At 64.5% G+C, this 19,435-nt stretch carries 19 protein-coding genes; 10 read left to right on the forward strand and 9 right to left on the reverse strand.

The annotated features are described in order from the left end of the window. The first annotated feature begins 15 nt into the window (after window positions 1-15). From F8A10_RS18015 to F8A10_RS18035, 6 genes are all read left to right on the forward strand, one after another. Window positions 16-879 carry an amidohydrolase family protein gene (locus F8A10_RS18015; RefSeq protein WP_152368071.1) on the forward strand — a complete coding sequence of 288 codons (864 nt, stop codon included), beginning with the start codon at window positions 16-18 and terminating at the stop codon, window positions 877-879. Between the two features lie 15 nt (window positions 880-894). After that, window positions 895-1,551 carry a 3,4-dihydroxy-2-butanone-4-phosphate synthase gene (gene ribB / locus F8A10_RS18020; RefSeq protein ID WP_152368072.1) on the forward strand — a complete coding sequence of 219 codons (657 nt, stop codon included), beginning with the start codon at window positions 895-897 and terminating at the stop codon, window positions 1,549-1,551. After that, window positions 1,548-2,978 carry an FAD/NAD(P)-binding protein gene (locus F8A10_RS18025; RefSeq protein ID WP_152368073.1) on the forward strand — a complete coding sequence of 477 codons (1,431 nt, stop codon included), beginning with the start codon at window positions 1,548-1,550 and terminating at the stop codon, window positions 2,976-2,978. The genes ribB and F8A10_RS18025 overlap by 4 nt, the downstream gene beginning before the upstream one ends. A 172-nt stretch (window positions 2,979-3,150) precedes the next feature. After that, a complete protein-coding gene (locus F8A10_RS18030) occupies window positions 3,151-3,756 on the forward strand; it encodes an RBBP9/YdeN family alpha/beta hydrolase (protein WP_010398940.1) in 606 nt (201 codons plus the stop codon). A gap of 32 nt (window positions 3,757-3,788) precedes the next feature. Continuing rightward, a complete protein-coding gene (locus tag F8A10_RS21265) occupies window positions 3,789-3,932 on the forward strand; it encodes a hypothetical protein (RefSeq protein ID WP_010398937.1) in 144 nt (47 codons plus the stop codon). Further along, window positions 3,932-5,266, forward strand: a complete 1,335-nt coding sequence (locus tag F8A10_RS18035; RefSeq protein WP_152368074.1) for an FAD/NAD(P)-binding protein — start codon at window positions 3,932-3,934, stop codon at window positions 5,264-5,266. The genes F8A10_RS21265 and F8A10_RS18035 overlap by 1 nt, the downstream gene beginning before the upstream one ends. A gap of 104 nt (window positions 5,267-5,370) precedes the next feature. Here the strand turns inward: F8A10_RS18035 and F8A10_RS18040 are convergent, their stop codons facing one another. After that, complete coding sequence (locus tag F8A10_RS18040; protein ID WP_152368075.1) at window positions 5,371-5,706, reverse strand: hypothetical protein; 336 nt, start codon at window positions 5,704-5,706, stop codon at window positions 5,371-5,373. After that, entirely contained in the window at window positions 5,690-5,941 is a 252-nt protein-coding gene (locus F8A10_RS18045) for a hypothetical protein (protein WP_010398931.1), read from the reverse strand. The genes F8A10_RS18040 and F8A10_RS18045 overlap by 17 nt, the downstream gene beginning before the upstream one ends. Before the next feature lie 145 nt (window positions 5,942-6,086). Here F8A10_RS18045 and F8A10_RS18050 point away from each other — a divergent pair, with 145 nt between their 5' ends. After that, a complete protein-coding gene (locus tag F8A10_RS18050; protein WP_010398928.1) occupies window positions 6,087-6,560 on the forward strand; it encodes an Lrp/AsnC family transcriptional regulator in 474 nt (157 codons plus the stop codon). Between the two features lie 7 nt (window positions 6,561-6,567). On the opposite strand, the gene F8A10_RS18055 is transcribed toward F8A10_RS18050, so the two are convergent. Next, window positions 6,568-7,266 carry a response regulator gene (locus tag F8A10_RS18055; RefSeq protein WP_010398925.1) on the reverse strand — a complete coding sequence of 233 codons (699 nt, stop codon included), beginning with the start codon at window positions 7,264-7,266 and terminating at the stop codon, window positions 6,568-6,570. Then, window positions 7,263-8,813: a DUF4118 domain-containing protein gene (locus F8A10_RS18060; protein WP_085503051.1), complete on the reverse strand. Its 1,551-nt coding sequence runs from the start codon at window positions 8,811-8,813 to the stop codon at window positions 7,263-7,265. The genes F8A10_RS18055 and F8A10_RS18060 overlap by 4 nt, the downstream gene beginning before the upstream one ends. Before the next feature lie 113 nt (window positions 8,814-8,926). Between F8A10_RS18060 and F8A10_RS18065 the strand changes: the two genes are divergently transcribed. Continuing rightward, the gene (locus tag F8A10_RS18065; RefSeq protein WP_227493487.1) at window positions 8,927-10,828 is read left to right on the forward strand and encodes a potassium transporter Kup; all 1,902 of its coding nucleotides are present in this window, start codon (window positions 8,927-8,929) and stop codon (window positions 10,826-10,828) included. A gap of 36 nt (window positions 10,829-10,864) precedes the next feature. On the opposite strand, the gene F8A10_RS18070 is transcribed toward F8A10_RS18065, so the two are convergent. Further along, window positions 10,865-11,548: a nitroreductase gene (locus F8A10_RS18070; protein WP_152368076.1), complete on the reverse strand. Its 684-nt coding sequence runs from the start codon at window positions 11,546-11,548 to the stop codon at window positions 10,865-10,867. 142 nt (window positions 11,549-11,690) lie between these two features. Between F8A10_RS18070 and F8A10_RS18075 the strand changes: the two genes are divergently transcribed. Continuing rightward, window positions 11,691-12,413 carry a TIM barrel protein gene (locus F8A10_RS18075; protein ID WP_152368077.1) on the forward strand — a complete coding sequence of 241 codons (723 nt, stop codon included), beginning with the start codon at window positions 11,691-11,693 and terminating at the stop codon, window positions 12,411-12,413. A gap of 199 nt (window positions 12,414-12,612) precedes the next feature. On the opposite strand, the gene F8A10_RS18080 is transcribed toward F8A10_RS18075, so the two are convergent. Next, complete coding sequence (locus F8A10_RS18080) at window positions 12,613-16,047, reverse strand: pyruvate carboxylase (protein ID WP_152368078.1); 3,435 nt, start codon at window positions 16,045-16,047, stop codon at window positions 12,613-12,615. A gap of 94 nt (window positions 16,048-16,141) precedes the next feature. Beyond that, window positions 16,142-16,591, reverse strand: coding sequence for a nucleoside deaminase (locus F8A10_RS18085; protein WP_010394212.1), 450 nt, complete (start codon window positions 16,589-16,591; stop codon window positions 16,142-16,144). Window positions 16,592-16,699: 108 nt separating this feature from the next. Here F8A10_RS18085 and F8A10_RS18090 point away from each other — a divergent pair, with 108 nt between their 5' ends. Further along, window positions 16,700-18,118, forward strand: coding sequence for a pseudouridine synthase (locus F8A10_RS18090; protein ID WP_085501503.1), 1,419 nt, complete (start codon window positions 16,700-16,702; stop codon window positions 18,116-18,118). Between the two features lie 21 nt (window positions 18,119-18,139). On the opposite strand, the gene hemP is transcribed toward F8A10_RS18090, so the two are convergent. Then, on the reverse strand, window positions 18,140-18,316 hold the full coding sequence (hemP, locus tag F8A10_RS18095) for a hemin uptake protein HemP (protein ID WP_010394206.1): 177 nt from the start codon (window positions 18,314-18,316) through the stop codon (window positions 18,140-18,142). A 171-nt stretch (window positions 18,317-18,487) separates the two neighbouring features. Beyond that, on the reverse strand, window positions 18,488-19,432 hold the full coding sequence (locus tag F8A10_RS18100; RefSeq protein ID WP_152368079.1) for a zinc ABC transporter substrate-binding protein: 945 nt from the start codon (window positions 19,430-19,432) through the stop codon (window positions 18,488-18,490). Between the last annotated feature and the right edge of the window lie 3 nt (window positions 19,433-19,435).

The raw sequence follows: 19,435 nt of genomic DNA on the forward strand, positions 1-19,435 counted from the left end.
TCTTGTGAGAAAACCATGACCTTTCCCGTCATTGACATGCGCTGCCGCCCGGCATTCCTGCACGATTTTTTCGGCAGGACCCCGGGAACGGCGGATTACGATACCGTGCGCTGGCTTAACCGCCGTGTCGGCACTCTTGGCGATGATGAGCATTTTACCCGCTCATCCACGCCCGGGGGGTTTCTGGATGAGGTCCGCGACGCTGATCTGACCCGTGCAGTTGTCGTTGGCCGCCACACGCCCAGTCAGCATCTTCCGAATGATGAGATTGCGCGTATCGTCGACCTTGATCCCGCGCGCTTGACTGGCATTGGCTCGGTCGATCCGGTCATTCAGGGCACGGATGTGGCCATTGCCGAGGCGCGTCGCGCCATCCAGACGCTTGGCCTGCGCGGTATAGATGTCGAGCCCGGCTTTGGCACCCCGCCCCGCCATCCCGACGACCCCGCCTATCTGCCCGTCTATGAATGGGCCGAAGCCGAGGGCGTCCCGATCTTTGTGATGAGCGGGCCGACCACGCCCGACCCGCGCTTTAACGATCCGGCCGGGCTTGCGGCGGTGGCGCGCAATTTTCCCAAGCTGAGAATCGGTGTCTTTCACGGCTATTGGCCGAATATGCAGGACATCCTTGGCCTCGCATTCCGCTATGAGAACATCCATGTCATCCCTGACATGTATCTGTTTCAGGCGGGCGGCGGTGCCTATGTCGAGGCGGCGAACGGCTTTCTGGGCGATCAGCTGCTGTTCGGCTCGTCCTATCCCTTCCGGCCGATCCGTCAGAGCATTCAGGACGCTGTCCGGCTGGGACTGCGCGAGGATGTCCTGCCGCGCTTTTTCCACGATAATGCCGTAAGGTTGCTTGGCCTCGGCCCGGCCTGACGCGAAGGAGCCCAGATGACTGCGACATCTTTCGATCGACTTGATGCCCGTATCCGCGCGGCGATTGCCGAAATCGCCGCCGGTCGGCTGGTCATCGTCACCGATGATGAGGACCGCGAGAATGAGGGCGACCTGATCGGTGCGGCCTCGGCCATCGGGGTGCGCGAAGTGGCCTTTATGGTCCGCCACACGACCGGCATTCTTTGCGCGGCCATGGACCCGGCGCGTTGTGCGGCGTTTGATCTGCCGCCGATGGTACAGGGCAATCAGGACCCGAACGGCACCGCCTATACTGTCAGTTGCGATGCGGCGGCCTGCGGCACCGGTGTTTCGGCCGAGGACCGCCTGCTGACCCTGCGCACCCTTGCCGGTCATCCCGATCCGGCGGCCTTGCGCCGCCCCGGCCATATGTTCCCCCTGCGCGCCCGCCCCGAAGGCGTTCTGGCCCGACCCGGCCATACCGAAGCCGCGTGGGAGCTGGTGACCCATGCCGGCCTGCCCGGTGTTGGCGTTCTGGCCGAACTGGTCAATGATGACGGCAGCATGATGCGCGGCCGGGCACTTGAAGAGTTCGCACAGCGCCATAATCTACCCATTCTTGCGATCACCGAACTTGTCGCATGGCGTCGTGCCCTGGCGGCCGAGGCCCCGCGGATCGCCGAGGTGGCATGAGCGCGCCTGCCAATAACCCCGCCGAAACTCCGGTCGTTGCCATTATCGGCGGCGGCTTTACCGGGGCCAGTGTCGCCTGGCATCTGGCCCGTGCCGTGACGGCCCCGGCACAGATCGTGGTGATTGAGCCGCGTCCGAAACTGGGGCAGGGGCTGGCCTATTCGACCGCCGATCCCAGCCATCGCATCAACGTTCCCGCCGCGCTCATGACCATGGATTGCGCGGATGAGGGCGGTTTGCAGAAATGGATCGAGGCAGCGCGCCCCGATCTTTCGCCGGGCACCGAGGCCGAGGGCGGCGGGCTTTTCCCGCAGCGCGGACTGGTGGCCGACTATGTCAGCGACAACCTTGCGCCGCTGCTGGCTTCTGGGCAGGTGCGGCATGTGCAAAGCGTCGCGACCTGGGTCCATCGCGGCGAGCGTTTTTGCATCTTTTGCCAGGACGGCACCGAGCTTGAGGCCGATCTGCTGGTGATCGCATCGGGTCATCCGCCGCCCGGCATCCCTCAGGCGTTTCGCGATCTGGAGGGCTCGCCCCGGCTGATCGCCGACAGCGCGCAGGCGGGGCGGATATCACAAGTCGCAGCAGAGGATGGCGAGGTGCTGGTGGTCGGCACCGGACTGACCGCCGCCGACGTGATCGCAAGTCTTGACCGGCAGGGCTTTCAGGGTCGCATCACGGCGCTATCGCGGCGTGGGTTGCGTTCGCGCGGTCATGTTTTCGGCTACCCCGAGTCGCCCTCGGACTTCGCAACCCGGCCTGCCCGCAGCGCGCTTGAACTGCTGCGCAATATCCGCGCCGCCGTGCGTCTTGATATCGGGGCCGGGCTGCCCTGGCAGGCGACGCTTGACAATGTGCGCCGGGACGGACCCGCGATCTGGGCGGCGCTGGATCTTGCCCAACGCGCGCGGCTGCTGAAAAAGCTGCGGGTCTGGTGGGACGTTCATCGGTTTCGCATAGCGCCGCAGGTCGCCGGGGTTCTGGACCGGCTGATCGACCATTCGCGGTTGCGCGTCCTTGCTGCCCGGCTGCTGTCGGCGCAGCAGGATGATACCGGCCTTTGGGTCGAATGGCGTACCCGGGGCGGCAAGACCGGGCGCGAGCGTTTCGACAGGGTGATCCTTGCTACCGGCCCGGCACATGACAGCATCTTGCATAGCTCGCCTGTCCTTGCCTCGCTGGCAGATGCCGGGCTGGTCAGGCCGGATGCCCTGCGGTTGGGGCTTGACGTGACTGAGGGGTGCCTTGCGGTCGGCAGCAACGGCCAGCCGACGCCCGGCATCCTTGTGGCTGGTCCGCTTGCACGCAGCCATGTGGGCGAGTTGATGGGCGTGCCCGAAGTGACCGCCCATGCCGAGCTGGTTGCCGCGCGTCTGGCCGCAAGTCTTGCCCGCGCTGAGCGCAGCTTGCAGGACGCCGACCTCTGATCCTCTGACCGCCATCTTGCGCATTACAGCCCCTGCCATGCAGTCGCATGGTGGGGCTTGTCACGTTTTGCAGCCCGCAACCGGGCATAGAATTATTTTCTTCATCCAGCACGAGATTTGGAACCCAAAAACTCGACTAACATGATAGATATTTACTGGAAGGAGAAAGCCCATGATTCGCACATTACTTCTCCCCGGTCTTGACGGTTCGCCTGCGCCGCATTGGCAACACTGGTGGGCACAAACCGATCCGAATTCGGTGATGGTCGAGCAGGCCTCGTGGTCACGACCCTCGCCCGACCAATGGCTGACCGAGATCGCCGGCGCTTTGCTGGCGCATCCCGGCGCGGTTCTTGTCGGCCATTCGCTGGGGGCGATCGCGGCGGTCAAGCTGCTGTTGCAATGGCCGCAGCTCAAGGTTGGCGGGGCGCTGCTTGTCGCCCCGGCCGAGCCCGGCCGCGATCCGCGCACTGCGGTCTTTGGCAAGATCCCCGAAGCACCGCTACCGGTGCCGACCATCGTGGTTGCCAGCCGCAACGACAGCTGGATGGAGTTCGACCGCGCGCGCGATCTGGCGCGGGTGTGGAGGGCGTCTTTTGTCGATCTGGGCGCGGCGGGGCATATCAACGTCGCCTCGGGTTATGGGCCCTGGCCTCAGGGTCGCCTGCTGCGCGCGCTTTTGCCCGAGGTCGCGACCGAGACGATTGCGAAACAGATGCCGCCCCGGCCCGTGCCGGTGCCGCAAGGCTGGCTGAAACAGCCGGCGCTGCAGGTTTGACGCCCCCCAAAGCAGATCGAAAGGACCGACCGATGTATGGCACCGCTTACGACCCGGGGTTCATCGCCTTTCTTTCCCAGGAAGGTGAAGTGCTGTCCGACCGCGAAGAAAGCCGGCTGGGCCAGGCGCTCGCCGTGTTCTGGGCTTTGGTCTTTCTTTGTCTGATGGTGATGTGATGGACGGTCAATTCTTGCAGGACGGCAGCCGTCATATTCTTATCATCGGCGGCGGCGCCAGCGGTGTGCTGGCCGCCGCCCATCTGTTGCGCAACAATCCCGCGCTGCGCATCAGCATGATCGAAAAATCCCGCACTCTGGGTTGCGGCATCGCCTATTCGACCGACAATCCCAATCACCTGCTGAACACGCGCGTTCATAACATGAGCGCCTTTCCCGACGATCCCGAGCATTTTCTGCGCTGGCTGCATGACGCAGGCGCCGCACCTGAGGCTACGCCGGATTGTTTCGTTGGCCGCTCGACTTACGGGCGCTACCTCGAAAGCCTTTTGGCGACATGGGGCCGGGACCGGCTGACCTGCCGCCGTCAGGAATGCCTGCGCCTGGAAGAGGGGCCGGGCAGCGTGCGTGCCGTGCTGGACGATGGCAGCACCATTACCGGCCACCTCGCCATTCTGGCCACCGGCCATGCCGTGCCCCAGCACCCGCCACAAGGGATGCGCGGTGGCTGGGACTTTACCCCTCCGGCCAGTGCGGACACCGATGTCGTAATCGTCGGCACCGGGCTGTCGATGGTCGATCATGTCGTATCTCTGCTGGGGCGCGGGCATCGCGGGCGCATCACCTGCCTGTCGCGCCGCGGGCTTTTGCCGCGCGCTCATGCCACAAGTCACGCCGCGCCCATCGCGACGGATGAGATCCCGCTGGGCGCCCCGGTCAGCCAGGTACTGCGCTGGCTGCGCGCGCGCATTCGCGCGATCGGGGCCGAGGGCCTTGGCTGGCGTGATGTGCTGGACGGGCTGCGCGCCCATGTCAGTGCAATCTGGCAAAGCTGGGACGAAGATAGCCGCCGCCGCTTTCTGCGTCATGGCGCCTCGTGGTGGGAGGTTCATCGCCACCGCATGCCGCCCCAGTCCGCGGCGCTGATCGGAGCAGCGCGAGAGCGCGGCCAGTTGCAGGTCCTGAAAGCGCGCTTCCGTCAGATGACGCCCGAGGGGGTCGAGGTCCTGACTGCCGGGGGGCCGCGTCTGCTGCCTGCGGGTCATGCCATCGACTGCCGTGGCATCCGCCGCGACCCCGAGACTGACAGTGCCCCGGTTGTGCAAGAGCTGATCACCAGCGGACGGGGGCGGCTTGATGCGCTTCGACTCGGGCTGGACACGACGCGTGATGCGCGGCTGATCGCGCGTGACGGCACCGTGTCGCAGCGGGTTTTCGCCATCGGCCCCTGTGCCCGCGCTGCGCTGTGGGAAATCACGGCGATCCCCGACATTCGGGTGCAATGCGCGCGGCTGGCGGATCTGTTTGACCGGCTGCCCGAGACCGTGGGCTAAAGCACGCAGGGCCATGATGCCTGCCATTGCCAAGCAAAGGACAAAAGCCCAGAGCCCTGCCGCTGACCCTTGGGTGCGGCAGGGCATCGCCATTCTGGCACAGGCTACAGCCGCCGGGACAGGGCGCTGCGCAGCAGGCTCTTGCCTTCGCGCAGGGGCAGGCACAGGGCAGAGGGGATCGTGCCAGGTCGCAATTGTTCAGCGATCAGCGCCATCTGCTGCCGGGAGCTCAGTCCTGACCAATCCTGCGGCAAAAGCAGGACCCGCAGCCGTTGCAGGCGCGCGCGGTCGTTCGACCAGATCGCATACCAGCGTGGCCCGGCGCGGCGAATGTTCCAGTCCGGCTCCGGTAAAAGAAGAGCGTCGGACATTACCGGCCCGGAGCGGCTGGTTGTCAGAAAGAAAAGGCGGTCGATCAGGGTATCAGGGGGTTGCACCATGGCGGGCGCCTCCGCTGGGCGAATTGACCGGTTCGACCTCGGCGCGCCACAGCTGCCGGTTCCGGCCCCGCATGAAATCCGCCACCGTCGAACGCGGCGAATGGGTCAGGATGCTCAGCGGGATGCCGTTCACACTAGGCACCTCACCCGTCCTGCGGTCGATGAGGCGCACAGAAAACAGCTGCTCCCCTTCGGCCCTGGTTTCGGCTCCGTCGGTGGCGATGAACTGGTTCATGTGCATGTTCTCCCGTTCGCAGATTCGTTCAGGGTGTCATTGCTGCAGGGAAGTATAATACACGATTGAACAGATCGGCAATATAGTTATTCTAGCGCCTGTCGAAGAAGCCGATTCCCCGGACGCGAAAAGGGCGAAAACAGAAATGCCGGATCTGGACCTGATCGACCGCAAGATTGTTGCGGAACTGATGCATGATGCGACCCTGCCGATATCGCAGATCGCCGAAAAGGTGGGTCTGTCCCAGACGCCCTGCTGGAAGCGGATCCAGAAGCTTGAGGCGCAGGGCGTCCTGACCGGGCGGGTGGCGCTGGCCGATCCGGCCAAGCTTGGCTTCGGCATACTGGTCTTTGTCGAGATCGAGGCCCCCAACCACTCGATGGAATGGCGCGAGGAATTCACCCGTGCCACGTCAAGCCTGCCCGAGATCATGGAGGTTTATCGTATGGCCGGGCGCATGGATTACATGCTGCGCGTGGCGGTGCCGGACATGGCGGCCTTTGATCAGTTCTACAAACGGCTGACGGATGCGGTACCGATCAAGAACGTCACCTCGCATTTCGCGATGGAGCGTATCCGCTTCAGCACCGCCTATCCGGTTGATACCCGCAACCGCTAGAAGGCGATCACGCGGTTCCGCGTTCGGATCGTGCCCAGCGATAGCCGACGCCCGGCTCGGTCAGGATCAGTTCCGGCCGGGCCGGGTCGCGTTCAAGCTTTTGACGCAACTGGCCGATAAAGACGCGCAGATAGGGCACGTCATCGACATGGGCCGGCCCCCATACCAGTTGCAAAAGCTTGCGATGGGTCATCACCCGCCCGGCATTACCGGCCAGCGCCGCAAGCAGGTCGAACTCTTTGGGCGTCAGTCGCAGCAGCTCGCCATCGCGGCTGACCTGATGGGCGGTAAGGTCGATCAGCAGCCCGTCCTGACTGATCACCTCGGTGCGGGCGGTGCGGCGCGGACGCAGGCAGGCGCGCATCCGCGCCAGCAGTTCGCCGATGCCAAAGGGCTTGGGCACGAAATCATCCGCACCTAGATCCAGCGCCATGATCTTTTCCATTTCCTGATCATGGGCCGACAGCACGATAACCGGCAGGTCCAGGCGCAGCCGCAGCCGCTCGATCACCTCTTTGCCGTTCATGTCGGGCAGGCCTAGGTCAAGGATCATCAGATCGGGCTCTTGCGCCATGGCCTGGGCCAGCGCCTCGGCCCCCGAACCGGCAAGGCAGATGTCATAGCCCGCTGCAACCAGCGCATGGCCAAGAAAGCGCTGAATCTGCGGCTCATCATCGACGACGAGGATAAGCTGACGTTCCCTCATGCGGCGGCCTCCGGGATTGGCAGGCGCAGCGCAAGTTTTGCGCCCGCGCCATCGCGGGACGCAGTCAGCCGCCCCCCCAGCGTCCGGGCAATGCCCTTGCAGATCGGCAGCCCCAACCCGGCCCCCGCAGGGGCGCCGGTCAGCCCGTCCTGACCCAGCCAGTTTGCGACCGCAGGCGGCAGGCCGGGGCCATGGTCCAGAACGGCAAGGACCAGCTCATCTCCATCGACCGTGCCGGTGACGCGGATCGGGCCGGGGGCATATTTCACCGCGTTTTCAACAAGGTTAAAGACTGATTGCTCAAGCAAACCCGCCTCGGCCCTTATCATGGGCAGATCGCCGGTCTCGGCAAGGATCTGGGCATCGGGCCATGCACGGCGGGCGCGGGCCACCGCCGCCTGCGCAGCATCGCCCGCATCGACCCAGGTCATCTGCGCTGCAATCCCGGCGTTAAGCCGGGTAAGCTGCAGCAGCTTTTCGACATAGCGGGCCAGCCGTTCGGCCTCTTCCTCGATTGCTGCCAACAGATCGGCCTGCGAGTCGGGCGGCAAGGTCACGCCCAATTCGCGCAGGGTCGTGACCGCGCCAAGGATCGTTGCCAAGGGCGTACGCAGGTCATGAGACAGCGAGGCAAGCAAGGCTGCCCGCGTTTCTTCGGCGGCCGCGCGGCGGCGCTCGGCCTCGGCGGCCTGGGCCAGGGAAAGGCGGTGCAGGGCCTGTTCGGCCTGACGCAGCATGACTTCGATCGTGCGTTCGCGCAGGTCGCGGTCACGGCGGTCGGGTGCCAGCCGGGCGTGGCCCAACACCGGGCCGGGGCTGCCTTCCACCTGTAAAGGATAAAAGCTGAGGCGCTGCCCATTCCAGCCCTGAGCGGGGGCCAGCTCGGCACGGCCATGGCGAAAGGCAATGTCCGCGGCATCAAGTTCGCGCGGTTCGGGGGCATAGCCTTCTGGCAACGCGGCGATCAGATGCAGTCCATTGCCCTGCGGAGCAAGAGCGACCGCCGGTCCTTCGGACAGACGGTTGAGATGGCGCAGCACGATCCGCGTCACCTCGGCGGGCCCGGTCACGGCGGCAAGCTCGGCGCTTGCCTGTGACAGCATCTCCAGTGCTGCGGCACGGGTCTTGGCGGCCTCGACCTGTTCGCGCAGCCGTCCCGCCAGCAGCCCGGTCAGGCTGGCCGCCAGCAGGAACACAGCCACGGTCACCAGATCATGCGGGCGAGAGATGTGCAGCGTGAAATGCGGCTCGACGAACAGAAAGTTAAAAGCGGCGATGGCGCCAAGGGCACTGGCAATTCCGACCCAGAAGCCAAAGGCGGCGGCATTGATCAGAACCGCGGTCAGAAACAGCAGGATCGAGACATTCTCGGGCAGAAACTCGCGCAGCTGCCCCGCCGCCAAGGCCACCAGCGCCAACAAAAGCGCCGCCCCCAGCACTCCGCCGGGGCGCGGCGTGGTCATCCAGCGACGGTCGTCGGGGGGCAGGCGGGGCGGCTCAAAACTTTCCATGGCAGGATCTGGCGCGAGGGCCGGGCGCTTGTCCATGGTCTTTATGGAATCCTTACGCGCCGGGCAATCTTCCCTGTCGATCCCTTACGCCGCTTTGCGCCACCTTGCGCGCTCGGGCCGGACGACTTCCGGTGCAATAAGGCGAAACCATGGCAAGTGTGGATACCCAAATCGCTGACACCCAGCCGCGTCGAGCGGGGATGATGTCGCTGTCTCTGGCGGCTCTTGGCGTTGTTTACGGCGATATCGGGACGTCGCCCCTTTATGCCTTTCGCGAGGCAATGGCAGCGGCAGGCGCCACCCATGGGGGCGTTGCGCGTGAAGATGTACTGGGTCTTTTGTCGCTGATCCTCTGGACACTTCTGCTGATCGTGACGGCGAAATATGTGCTGATCCTGCTGCGCGCTGATAACGAGGGCGAGGGCGGCACACTGTCGCTGCTGGCGCTGGCACAGCGCGCCATGGGGCGGCCGAACCGGCTGATTCTGGTCCTTGGCCTGATCGGAGCGGCGCTGTTTTACGGCGATGCAACGATTACGCCCGCGATCTCGGTTCTGTCGGCGATCGAGGGGCTTAAGCTCGTCACGCCGGGCGTTGATCCTTACATCCAGCCCATGGCCATCGCCATCATCATCGGTCTGTTTCTGGTGCAAAGCCACGGCACACAGGCGGTGGCGCGCTGGTTCGGGCCGATCATGCTGATCTGGTTCATGGTCATGGCGGCAGCGGGGCTGAACTGGACCATCCGTAATCCGGATGTGCTTGCCGCGCTGAACCCCATACATGCGCTGAATTTCGTTCTTGGTAACGGCCGTCTTGGCCTGATCGTTCTGGGCGCGGCCTTTCTGGCCGTGACCGGGGCCGAGGCGCTTTATGCCGACATGGGCCATTTTGGCCGCAAACCCATTCAGCTTGCTTGGTTGTTCGTGGCTTTTCCGGCGCTGGCGCTGACCTATTTCGGGCAGGGTGCGCTGGTGCTCAGCAACCCCGCCGCGATGGTGAACCCGTTTTTTCACCTCTTTCCCGGCTGGGCGCTGTTGCCGGTGGTGATCCTGGCCACGATGGCTACGATCATCGCCAGTCAGGCAGTTATTACCGGCGCCTATTCGCTGACCCGTCAGGCGGTGCAGCTGCGTATGCTGCCGCGCATGAAAATCCGCCACACCTCGGACGAACATGAGGGCCAGATCTTTGTGCCGGGCGTCAATCTGTGGCTGATGATTGCCGTGCTGGCGCTGGTGATGACCTTTGGCAATTCGTCGGGCCTTGCCTCGGCCTATGGTATCAGCGTGACCGGGGCCATGGTGGTCACGGCGATCCTGGCCATGGTCGTGGCGCGCAAGCACTGGGGCCTGCCGCTCTGGGCGTCCATCGGCATGATGCTGCCCTTTCTGGTGCTGGACCTGACCTTTCTGGGTGCGAACCTGATCAAGATCAGCGACGGTGGCTATGTGTCGCTTGGCATTGCCGCGACCATGCTGATCCTGATGACAAGCTGGATGCGCGGCACCGCCATTGTGCTGGCCAAGGATCGTGAGGCCGAGCTGCCGATGGCCAGCCTGCTTGAGCAGGTGAACAGGTCAGGCTCGATTGCCACGGTGCCGGGGACGGCGGTGTTTCTGACTTCGACCCCCGATCTGGCACCTTCGGCGCTGCTTCATAGCCTGAAGCATTTCAAATCGCTGCACGAGCAGAACGTGATCCTGACGATCACAACGGCCGAGGTCCCCCGGGTGGCCCAGACAGAGCGCGTGCGTATTGAGGAAATTGATGAGCGTTTCCGCCGCGTCGAGCTGATCTATGGCTATGCCGAGGAGCCGGATGTCCCGCGCGCCCTGCTGCAATGTCGCCGTCAGGGGTGGAAGTTCGACATTATGGCAACCTCTTTCATCCTGTCGCGCAAGCGCTTGCGCATTGCCACCCGCAGCCGCATGCCGGGCTGGCAGGGGCGGCTGTTCATCACGCTGTCGCGCAACGCTGCCGGGGCCTCGGACTATTTCCGTATCCCCGCCGGGCGGGTGGTCGAGATCGGTGCCCAGATGAATATCTAGGTGCATGCCCGCGGCGGGGCGGACCTGCCGCGGGCCTCAGCTATCGGGAAAGCCGCGAAAGCTGGTATAGGCAGGCAGGTCCTCGCGCGCAGTGCGCACCTGGTTTTCGGGTGCCTCGTGATCGGGAAAACCCAGCGCGATGCCGCAGACGACCATTTCCTCGGCTGCCAAATCCAGCAGCTGATGCACGGTCGGGCCGTAATTTGCCAATGCACCGATGCCGGTTGCGCCCAGTCCGCGCGCCTCAGCCGCGAGCAGAAATCCCATCAGGCACATGCCCAAATCCATGAAACAGCCCGCACCCATCCGGCGGTCAATGGTGACGACCACCCCGACCGGAGCGCCGAAAAAGGCATAGTTGCGGCGGAATTGCTGCCGTCGTCCCTCAAGGTCGCGTCGCGCGATACCCAGCGCCTGATACAGCGCATAACCTGCCGCGCGCTGGCGTTCGCGCAACTCGGGCGGCATCGGTTCGGGGAACCATGAATATTCCGTGGCCTCGGTCACGCCAGCCCCGATCGCCGCGTCGATCCCGGAGATCAGATTACGCAAAGGGGTGCCGGTCAGGACGTGAAAGCGACCGGGTTGCAGGTTGGCCCCGCTGGGGGCCGTGCGCGCAAGGCGGCAGATCTCTTCAATCTCGGCGCGCGGGACCGGCTTGTCGAGATAGGCCCGGATCGAGCGCCGGCGTCGCATAAGAGAGCCGAAGTCCTGAACCATTCCCGTCCTGCCCTTGTCATGGGTGATGCGGGCGCAACCTGTCGGAAGCGCCGGTGCGGGTCAAGTCGCCGCCCGGTCTTGCCTTTTACTGCCAGAGCGGTTTTCAGCCTTGTTCAACGATGCCCGTGACAAGGGGATACCGATGCGATTGCTTGCCAATACCGGCTTTCTGTTCGCCGCCCTGCCATTTCCCGAACGTCTTGCAGCCGCCTCGGCCGCAGGTTTCGACGGGGTCGAGTTCCATGACGAGGTCCAGCGTCACGATGCCTCTGGAATCGCTGCTGCGCTGGATGAACTGGGGCTTACGGTCGGCGGGCTGAATATCCGCATGGGTGACAGTTTCGGCTGTGCTGCTTTGCCGGGGCATGAGGCTGACTTTATTGCCGATCTGACGGCTGCCCATGCTGCGGCCGTGGCGGTCGGGGCGGGGGCGATACACGTTCTTGCCGGGCGCGGCGCGGGTGACGAAGCGGTCTTTCGCGCCAACCTGCGCCGTGCCCTTGATGCCACCGACCGGCTGATCCTGATCGAGCCGATCTGCGCCGAGGCGGTCCCCGGCTATCACCTGTCACGGCTGGATCACGGACTGGAGCTTGCCGACCTGTTCGGGTCACGCGTCCGGGTCATGTTCGACTGGTTCCATGCCGCGACCGAACTGGGTCCCCAGAACGCCGCCGAGGCGCTGGCCCGCCACACGGCCTTGATAGGCCATGTGCAGGCGGCGTCATGCCCCGGTCGCAATGAGCCCGAGCCTGAGGTCCTGCACCGCTTTGCCGATACGGGTTGTACGGCGGCAGGGCTGGAGTATCGACCGCTGATCACTCCGGCTGACCATCTGGCGCGCCTGCGTGCCGCGGGTATCTGACCCACCCGGGGGCAGCACTTTTTTTGCGTGGGCATCGCTTTGGTCGCGAGCGGGCGGCGTAATGATCATGGGCCATGCGCAAAGTGATGCGCGGTATGCATGGTCCCGGCCGCAGCCTGACCCGTGCTAAACCAGTCATAGCCCGGAATGGAAACCCCCGCCCGGTTGCGATCCGGGCGGGGGCGGGGTTGGCAGGCCGCTACTCGATCTCGACCATGAGATCTTTTGCGTCGATCTGTTCGCCTGGCCGGACGTGAAGGGCTTTCACCACTCCGGCGCGGTCGGCGTGGATGGCGGTTTCCATCTTCATGGCCTCGATGGTCAGCAGCAGGTCTCCGGGATTGACCTTTTGCCCCTGGGTGACCGCGACCGAGGCGACGACGCCGGGCATCGGGGCGCCGAGATGGCCCTCGTTCGCCGGGTCGGCCTTGGGTCGCGAGGTGGTCTGCGATTTGACCAGACGGTTCGGCACCCGGATTACCCGGGGCTGGCCGTTCAGTTCGAAAAAGACTTTGACTTCGCCCTGTTCGTCAGTCTCGCCAATGGCTTGCAGGCGGATTTCCAGCGTCTTGCCGGGATCGATCTCGGCCTCGATCTCTTCGCCGGGTTCCATCCCATAGAAGAAGGTCCGCGTCGGCAGGGCCCGCACCGGACCGTATTGCCGGTGACGGCCCATGTAGTCGAGAAAGACCTTGGGATACATCAGGTAACCGTTCAGGTCCTCATCATCGACATGCTTGCCCTCTAGCTGACGGCTCAGATCGGCGCGCGTCGCCTCCAGATCCACGGGCGGCATCGCCGCGCCCGGGCGGGCGGTCAGCGGGGCCTCGCCCTTCAGAACCTTTTTCTGCAGCGCCGCAGGCCAGCCGCCCGGGGGTTGGCCAAGGTTGCCGCGCATCATGTCGACGACCGAATCGGGGAAGGCCACCTCGACGTTCGGGTCCTCGACCTGTTCGCGGGTCAGCCCCTGCGCCACCATCATCAGCGCCATGTCGCCCACCACCTTGGACGAGGGCGTGACCTTGACGATATCGCCGAACATCCGGTTCACCTCGGCATAGGCCTGTGCGACCTCGTGCCAGCGATCCTCAAGGCCAAGCGAGCGTGCCTGCGCCTTGAGGTTGGTGAACTGGCCTCCGGGCATCTCATGCAGCCAGACCTCAGAGGCCGGGGCCTGCAGCCCGCTTTCAAAGGCGGTGTAATGTTCGCGCACTGCCTCCCAGTAGTTCGAGATGCGGCGGATCGCGTCGATGTCCAGCCCGGTGTCGCGCCCGGTATGGCGCAGGGCCTCGACGATTGAGCCAAGGCAGGGCTGCGAAGTATTGCCCGACAGTGCGTCCATGGCGCAATCGACCGCATCCACGCCTGCCTCAGCCGCAGCAAGGATCGAGGCACCGGCAATGCCACCGGTGTCATGGGTGTGGAAATGCACCGGCAAGCCGATCTCTTCCTTCAGGGCGCGGACAAGGATGCTGGCCGAAGCTGGCTTCAAAAGCCCCGCCATATCCTTAAGGCCCAGGACATGCGCCCCGGCATCGCGCAGTTCGCGCGCCATGCTGAGATAGTATTTCAGATCGTATTTCGACCGCGCCGGGTCCAGCAGATCGCCGGTATAGCAGATCGTGCCTTCGCAGATCTTGCCCGATTCGATCACCGCATCCATGGCGACACGCATGTTTTCGACCCAGTTCAGGCTGTCAAAGACCCGGAATACATCGACGCCGGTCCTGGCCGCCTGCCGCACAAAGCTTTGCACCACATTGTCGGGGTAATTGGTGTAGCCGACCCCATTGCTGGCCCGCAGCAGCATCTGCGTCATCAGGTTGGGCATGCGGGCGCGAATATCGCGCAGCCGCTGCCAGGGGCATTCCTGCAAGAAACGATAGGCCACGTCAAAGGTCGCGCCGCCCCAGCATTCGACGCTGAACAGGCCGGGCAGGTTCGCGGCATAGGCCGGGGCCACCCGGATCATGTCGATCGAGCGCATCCGCGTGGCCAGCAGCGACTGATGCCCGTCGCGCATCGAAGTGTCGGTGATCAGCAGCCGCTTTTGTTCAAGCATCCAGTCGGCGACGGCCTTGGCGCCCTTTTCCTCAAGCAACTGGCGCGTGCCGGGGGCGGGGTCGGCCTTGAGGGCCGGGACGACCGGGACGCGCACCTCGGCCGGGGGCAGAGGACGGCCCGCGGTCTCGGGGTGACCGTTGACCGAGATGTCGGCGATATAGACCAGGAGCTTTGTCGCACGGTCGCGGCGTTTGTGGAAAGCGAACAGATCCGGCGTCGTGTCGATGAATTTGGTCGTGTAGCTGTTGTCCAGAAAGACCGGATGTTTCAGCAGGTTGATGACGAACTCGATATTCGTCGCCACGCCGCGGACGCGGAATTCGCGCAGCGCCCGGTCCATCCGCGAGATCGCTTTTTCAGGGGTCTGGGCATGGGCCGTCACCTTGACCAGCAGCGAGTCGTAATAGCGGGTGATGACCCCCCCGGAATAGGCGGTGCCGCCGTCCAGCCGGATGCCGTTGCCGGTGGCGCTGCGATAGGCAGTGATGCGACCATAGTCGGGGATGAAGTTGTTCAGCGGGTCCTCGGTCGTCACCCGGCATTGCAGGGCGTGACCGTTCAGATGCACGTCCTCCTGCCGGGTCACACCGGTTGCCTCGGCCAGGGTCGCCCCCTCGGCAATCAGGATCTGGGACTGCACGATGTCGATGCCGGTGACCTCTTCGGTCACGGTATGCTCGACCTGCACGCGCGGGTTCACTTCGATGAAGTAGAAGTGGCCCGTATCCATATCCATCAGGAATTCTACGGTGCCGGCGTTCTGATAGCCGACAGCGCGGCCGATTTTCAGAGCCAGCTCGCAGACCTCGGCGCGTTGCCCGGGGGTCAGATAGGGGGCGGGCGCGCGCTCGACGACCTTCTGGTTGCGGCGCTGCACGGTACAGTCGCGCTCATAGAGGTGATAAAGGCCACCATGGCTGTCGCCCAAGAGCTGCACCTCGACGTGGCGCGCGCGCAGGATCATCTTTTCCAGATAACCTTCGCCGTTGCCAAAGGCGGCCTCGGCCTCGCGGCGGCCCTCGCGGATCTTTTCGGGCAGTTCATCGGCGCCCATGATCGGGCGCATGCCGCGTCCGCCGCCGCCCCAGCTGGCTTTCAGCATCAAGGGATAGCCGATCGTGTCCGCCTCGGCCCTGATCGCCTCCATATCGTCGCCCAGCACCTCGGTCGCCGGAATGACCGGGACGCCAGCCTTGATGGCGACGCGCCGTGCGCTGGCCTTGTCGCCAAGCGCCCGCATCGTATCCGCCGAAGGACCGATGAAGGCGATCCCCGCCTCGGCGCAGGCATCGACGAAATCGGGGTTTTCCGAAAGCAGCCCATAGCCCGGGTGGATGGCATCGGCGCCGGATTCCTTCGCCACCCGGATGATCTCGGGGATCGACAGATAGGCCGCGACCGGCCCCAGCCCCGCGCCGATGCGGTAAGCTTCGTCCGCCTTGAAGCGGTGCAGGCTCAGCTTGTCCTCCTCGGCATAGACTGCGACCGTCTTCTTCCCAAGCTCGTTTGCCGCCCGCATCACGCGGATCGCAATCTCACCTCGGTTCGCTACAAGAATCTTCCGGAACATCAGTCCCCCCATGTTCGCTCGCCAGGCATCCTATTCATGCTGCGGTGCAGCGCAAGCACCCATTGCGACGGATTCGTGACGTGGATTTGTCATGTTAGCGGCGGTTGCGAAAGAACTCCTGCAACAGCCGCCGCGATTCTTCTGCGGAAATGCCGTCGATGATCTCTGGCCGGTGGTGACATTGGGGGTGGTCAAAGACGCGCGCGCCGTGGCGCACGCCCCCCATGCGCGGGTCATCAGCCCCGTAATAAAGGGTTTCAATGCGCGCGGCTGAGATGGCGGCAGCGCACATCGGGCATGGTTCCAGTGTTACCCAAAGCCGCGCCCCCGGCAGCCGCTCCGAACCGACAGTCGCGCAAGCGATGCGAATGGCCAGGATTTCGGCATGGGCTGTCGGGTCGCTTAGTTCGCGCGTGCGGTTGCCGGCACGGGCCAGAACCGTGCCATCCGCACCGACCAGAACAGCGCCCACCGGCACCTCGCCGCGCCGGGCGGCGGCGCGGGCCTCAGCCAGAGCGGCGGGCATATGCGAGGCAAAGACCATGCGCGCTTTTCGCGCGGGCTTGCATTGCTTGCAAGAACTGCTTTCCATCTTCAGTCATTGGGCGTAGAGAGCCCGCTTTGCCACCGCAGAGATGCGCAGGAGATCGCCATGACCGACACCCCCGAAACCACCCCGGACGACACCCCGAAACCTGCCGCTGGCGAACGTATCGCCAAGGTGATGGCCCGTGCCGGCGTCGCAAGCCGCCGCGAGGCCGAGCGCATGATCGTCGAAGGCCGGGTGTCGGTGAACGGGCGCAAGATCGACAGCCCTGCGCTGGATGTCCTGCCATCAGACCGGATCACGGTTGATGGCAAGCCCATGGACGCGCCGCAAGAGACGCGGCTGTGGCTTTACTACAAACCGGTTGGGCTGGTGACCTCGGCTTCGGACGAAAAGGGGCGGCAGACGGTGTTTGATGCCCTGCCGCGCGACATGCCGCGGGTGATGACCGTGGGGCGGCTGGACCTGAATTCAGAAGGGCTGCTGCTGCTGACCAACGATGGTGAGCTTAAGCGTCGGCTGGAACTGCCCAGCACCGGCTGGCTGCGCCGTTATCGCGTGCGGGTGAACGGCCAGCCGACCGACCTGACCTTTGCGCCGCTGCGCCGGGGTGTGACCATCGACGGCGAGGAATTCGCGCCGATGGAGATCAATCTGGACAGCCAGCAGGGTGCGAACGCCTGGCTGACCGTCGGGATCCGCGAAGGCCGCAACCGCGAAATTCGTCGCGCCATGGCGCATGTCGGGCTGATCGTGAACCGGCTGATTCGGATCGGCTATGGCCCCTTCAAGCTGACGGGGATGGAGGAAAACGAGGTCCGCGAGGTCAAGCGCAAGGTCCTGCGCGACCAGCTTGGCGGGCTTTTGACCGGGGAGACCGAGGAAAAACCGCGCTCGTTCCGGGATCGGGGTGCGGCCAGGGCGGATGGCAAGCCGGGCGAGGGGCGGGCCCGTTCTGACGGGCCGCGCCGTCCGATGGGCAAGCGCGAGGATGGCGAATCGCGCCCGACCCGCCGTGAGGACGGAGAGCGTCGCTTTACCGCCCGCCGTGATGACGCCGGGCGCAAGCCCTTTGGCAAGCGCGCCGAGGGGGATGACCGCAAATCCGCGCCACGCGGTGAAGGTCGCAAGCCCTTTGGTCAGGCTGCACGCGACGGCGAGGGGCGTAAACCCTTTGGCAAACCTGCCCGTGATGGAGAGGCCCGCAAACCTTTTGCCAAAGGCCCGCGCGATGGCGAACGCTCTGCGCCCGGTGGCAAATCCGGCTTCAAGCCCCGTGCGGCCGAGGGCGAGAGGGGTGCGAATCCGCGCGCTCAGGGTAAACCTGCCCGCGACGCCAAACCGGCCCGTGATTTCAAGGAACTCAAAACCGGTCGCGACGGCGGGAAGGGCGCTGGCAAGCCCTTTGGCAAACCTGGCCCAAAGGCAGGACCGAAGTCGGGGGGAAAACCGGGGTTTGCAAAAACCAATCGCGCCCCCGGCAAGGGAGCGCGACCAGAGGGAAAGGGTCCGCGGCGCGGGTAACACGCGCCGCCCTTGATCGGGTTATTTCGTCAGGATCAGTTTACCGGCCCGGGTGATGCGCAGGTTGTACACCTGATCACCCAGAACGATCAGTGCCTGATTGCCGCCGGCAGTCAGCAATTCTGCATCATATTCGGGAAGACGCTGCAATGCGGTCACGCCGGGACGCGTGAATTCGGCAGGGCGGGTCGCGGTCATGTCCAGTTCCTCGTTTCTGTCGCGGTGAGGGTAACCTGACAAAATTTATAAGAGATGTCAAAGGAAAATAGTCGGGAATTTTCCATCCCGTTAATTATTTGTTATGTAATTAAAAAAGCCGGGCACTGGTTGGGTGCCCGGCTTTTGTGATGGTTATGGATTCGGCTGATTCTAGCCTTGGTTCAGACAGTCCGCCAGCGCCTTGCCCAGCCCGCGCAGAACGGCCGGATACAGGTTGGGATCAGCTGGCGCGCCGCTGCCTTCGGGGTCCAGCGCTTCGCCCTGCCGGACCTCGGTTCCCTCGGTCGCGGCGGCAATCAGGCGGGGGTCGTGATTCGCCTCTGGAAAAGCACAGACCGCGCCTTGGGACGAGATCTCGTTGCGGATCGCCTCAAGCCTGCCTGCTGACGGGGTCGAGGCATCGCCAAGGCTGACCGCAATTGCCGGCTCAAGCCCGTAATGGGCGGTGAAATAACCGTATGCGTCGTGAAAGACCACGAATCGCTTGCCCTTGGCGGGGGCAAGCAGGGCACCCAGCTCAGCATCCAGCGCCGATATCTCGGCGGCGGCCTTGGCTGCGTTGTCGGTATAAACTGCGGCATGGTCAGGGTCGCGTGCTGCCAGCGCCTCGGCAATGGCCTCTAGCCATGCTTGGCCGTTGGCCGGGTCAAGCCAGGCATGAGGGTCAGTGCCGCTGTGGACGTGGTCGTGTCCGTGGTCATCATGCTCATGCTCATGCTCATGCTCATGCTCATGCTCATGTGCGTCGGCGTATTCGTGGCGCCTGGTGGCGGGCAGGTCCAGCAGCGTCATGCTGTGACTGCCGGCGGCCAGGTTTTCGGCGGGGCGGGCGAGCCATGGGGTCAGTTCGGGGCCGACCCAGATCAGCAGATCGGCGTTTTGCAGACTGCGCGCCTGACTGGGGCGCAGCGAATAGCTATGCGGATCACCGCCGGCTTCCAGCAGGATGTCCGGCCGGCCCAGATCGCCCATCACCTGCTGGACCAATGCACCCACGATCGGAACATCGGTCACGACGCGCGGCACCTCGGCATGGACAGGCAGGGCGAAAGCCCCAAACGCAAGGCTGAAAAACGAAAGGGAGGGTCGGGTCATGGC

The organism is Paracoccus kondratievae, assembly GCF_009301415.1.
GTDB lineage: Bacteria > Pseudomonadota > Alphaproteobacteria > Rhodobacterales > Rhodobacteraceae > Paracoccus > Paracoccus kondratievae.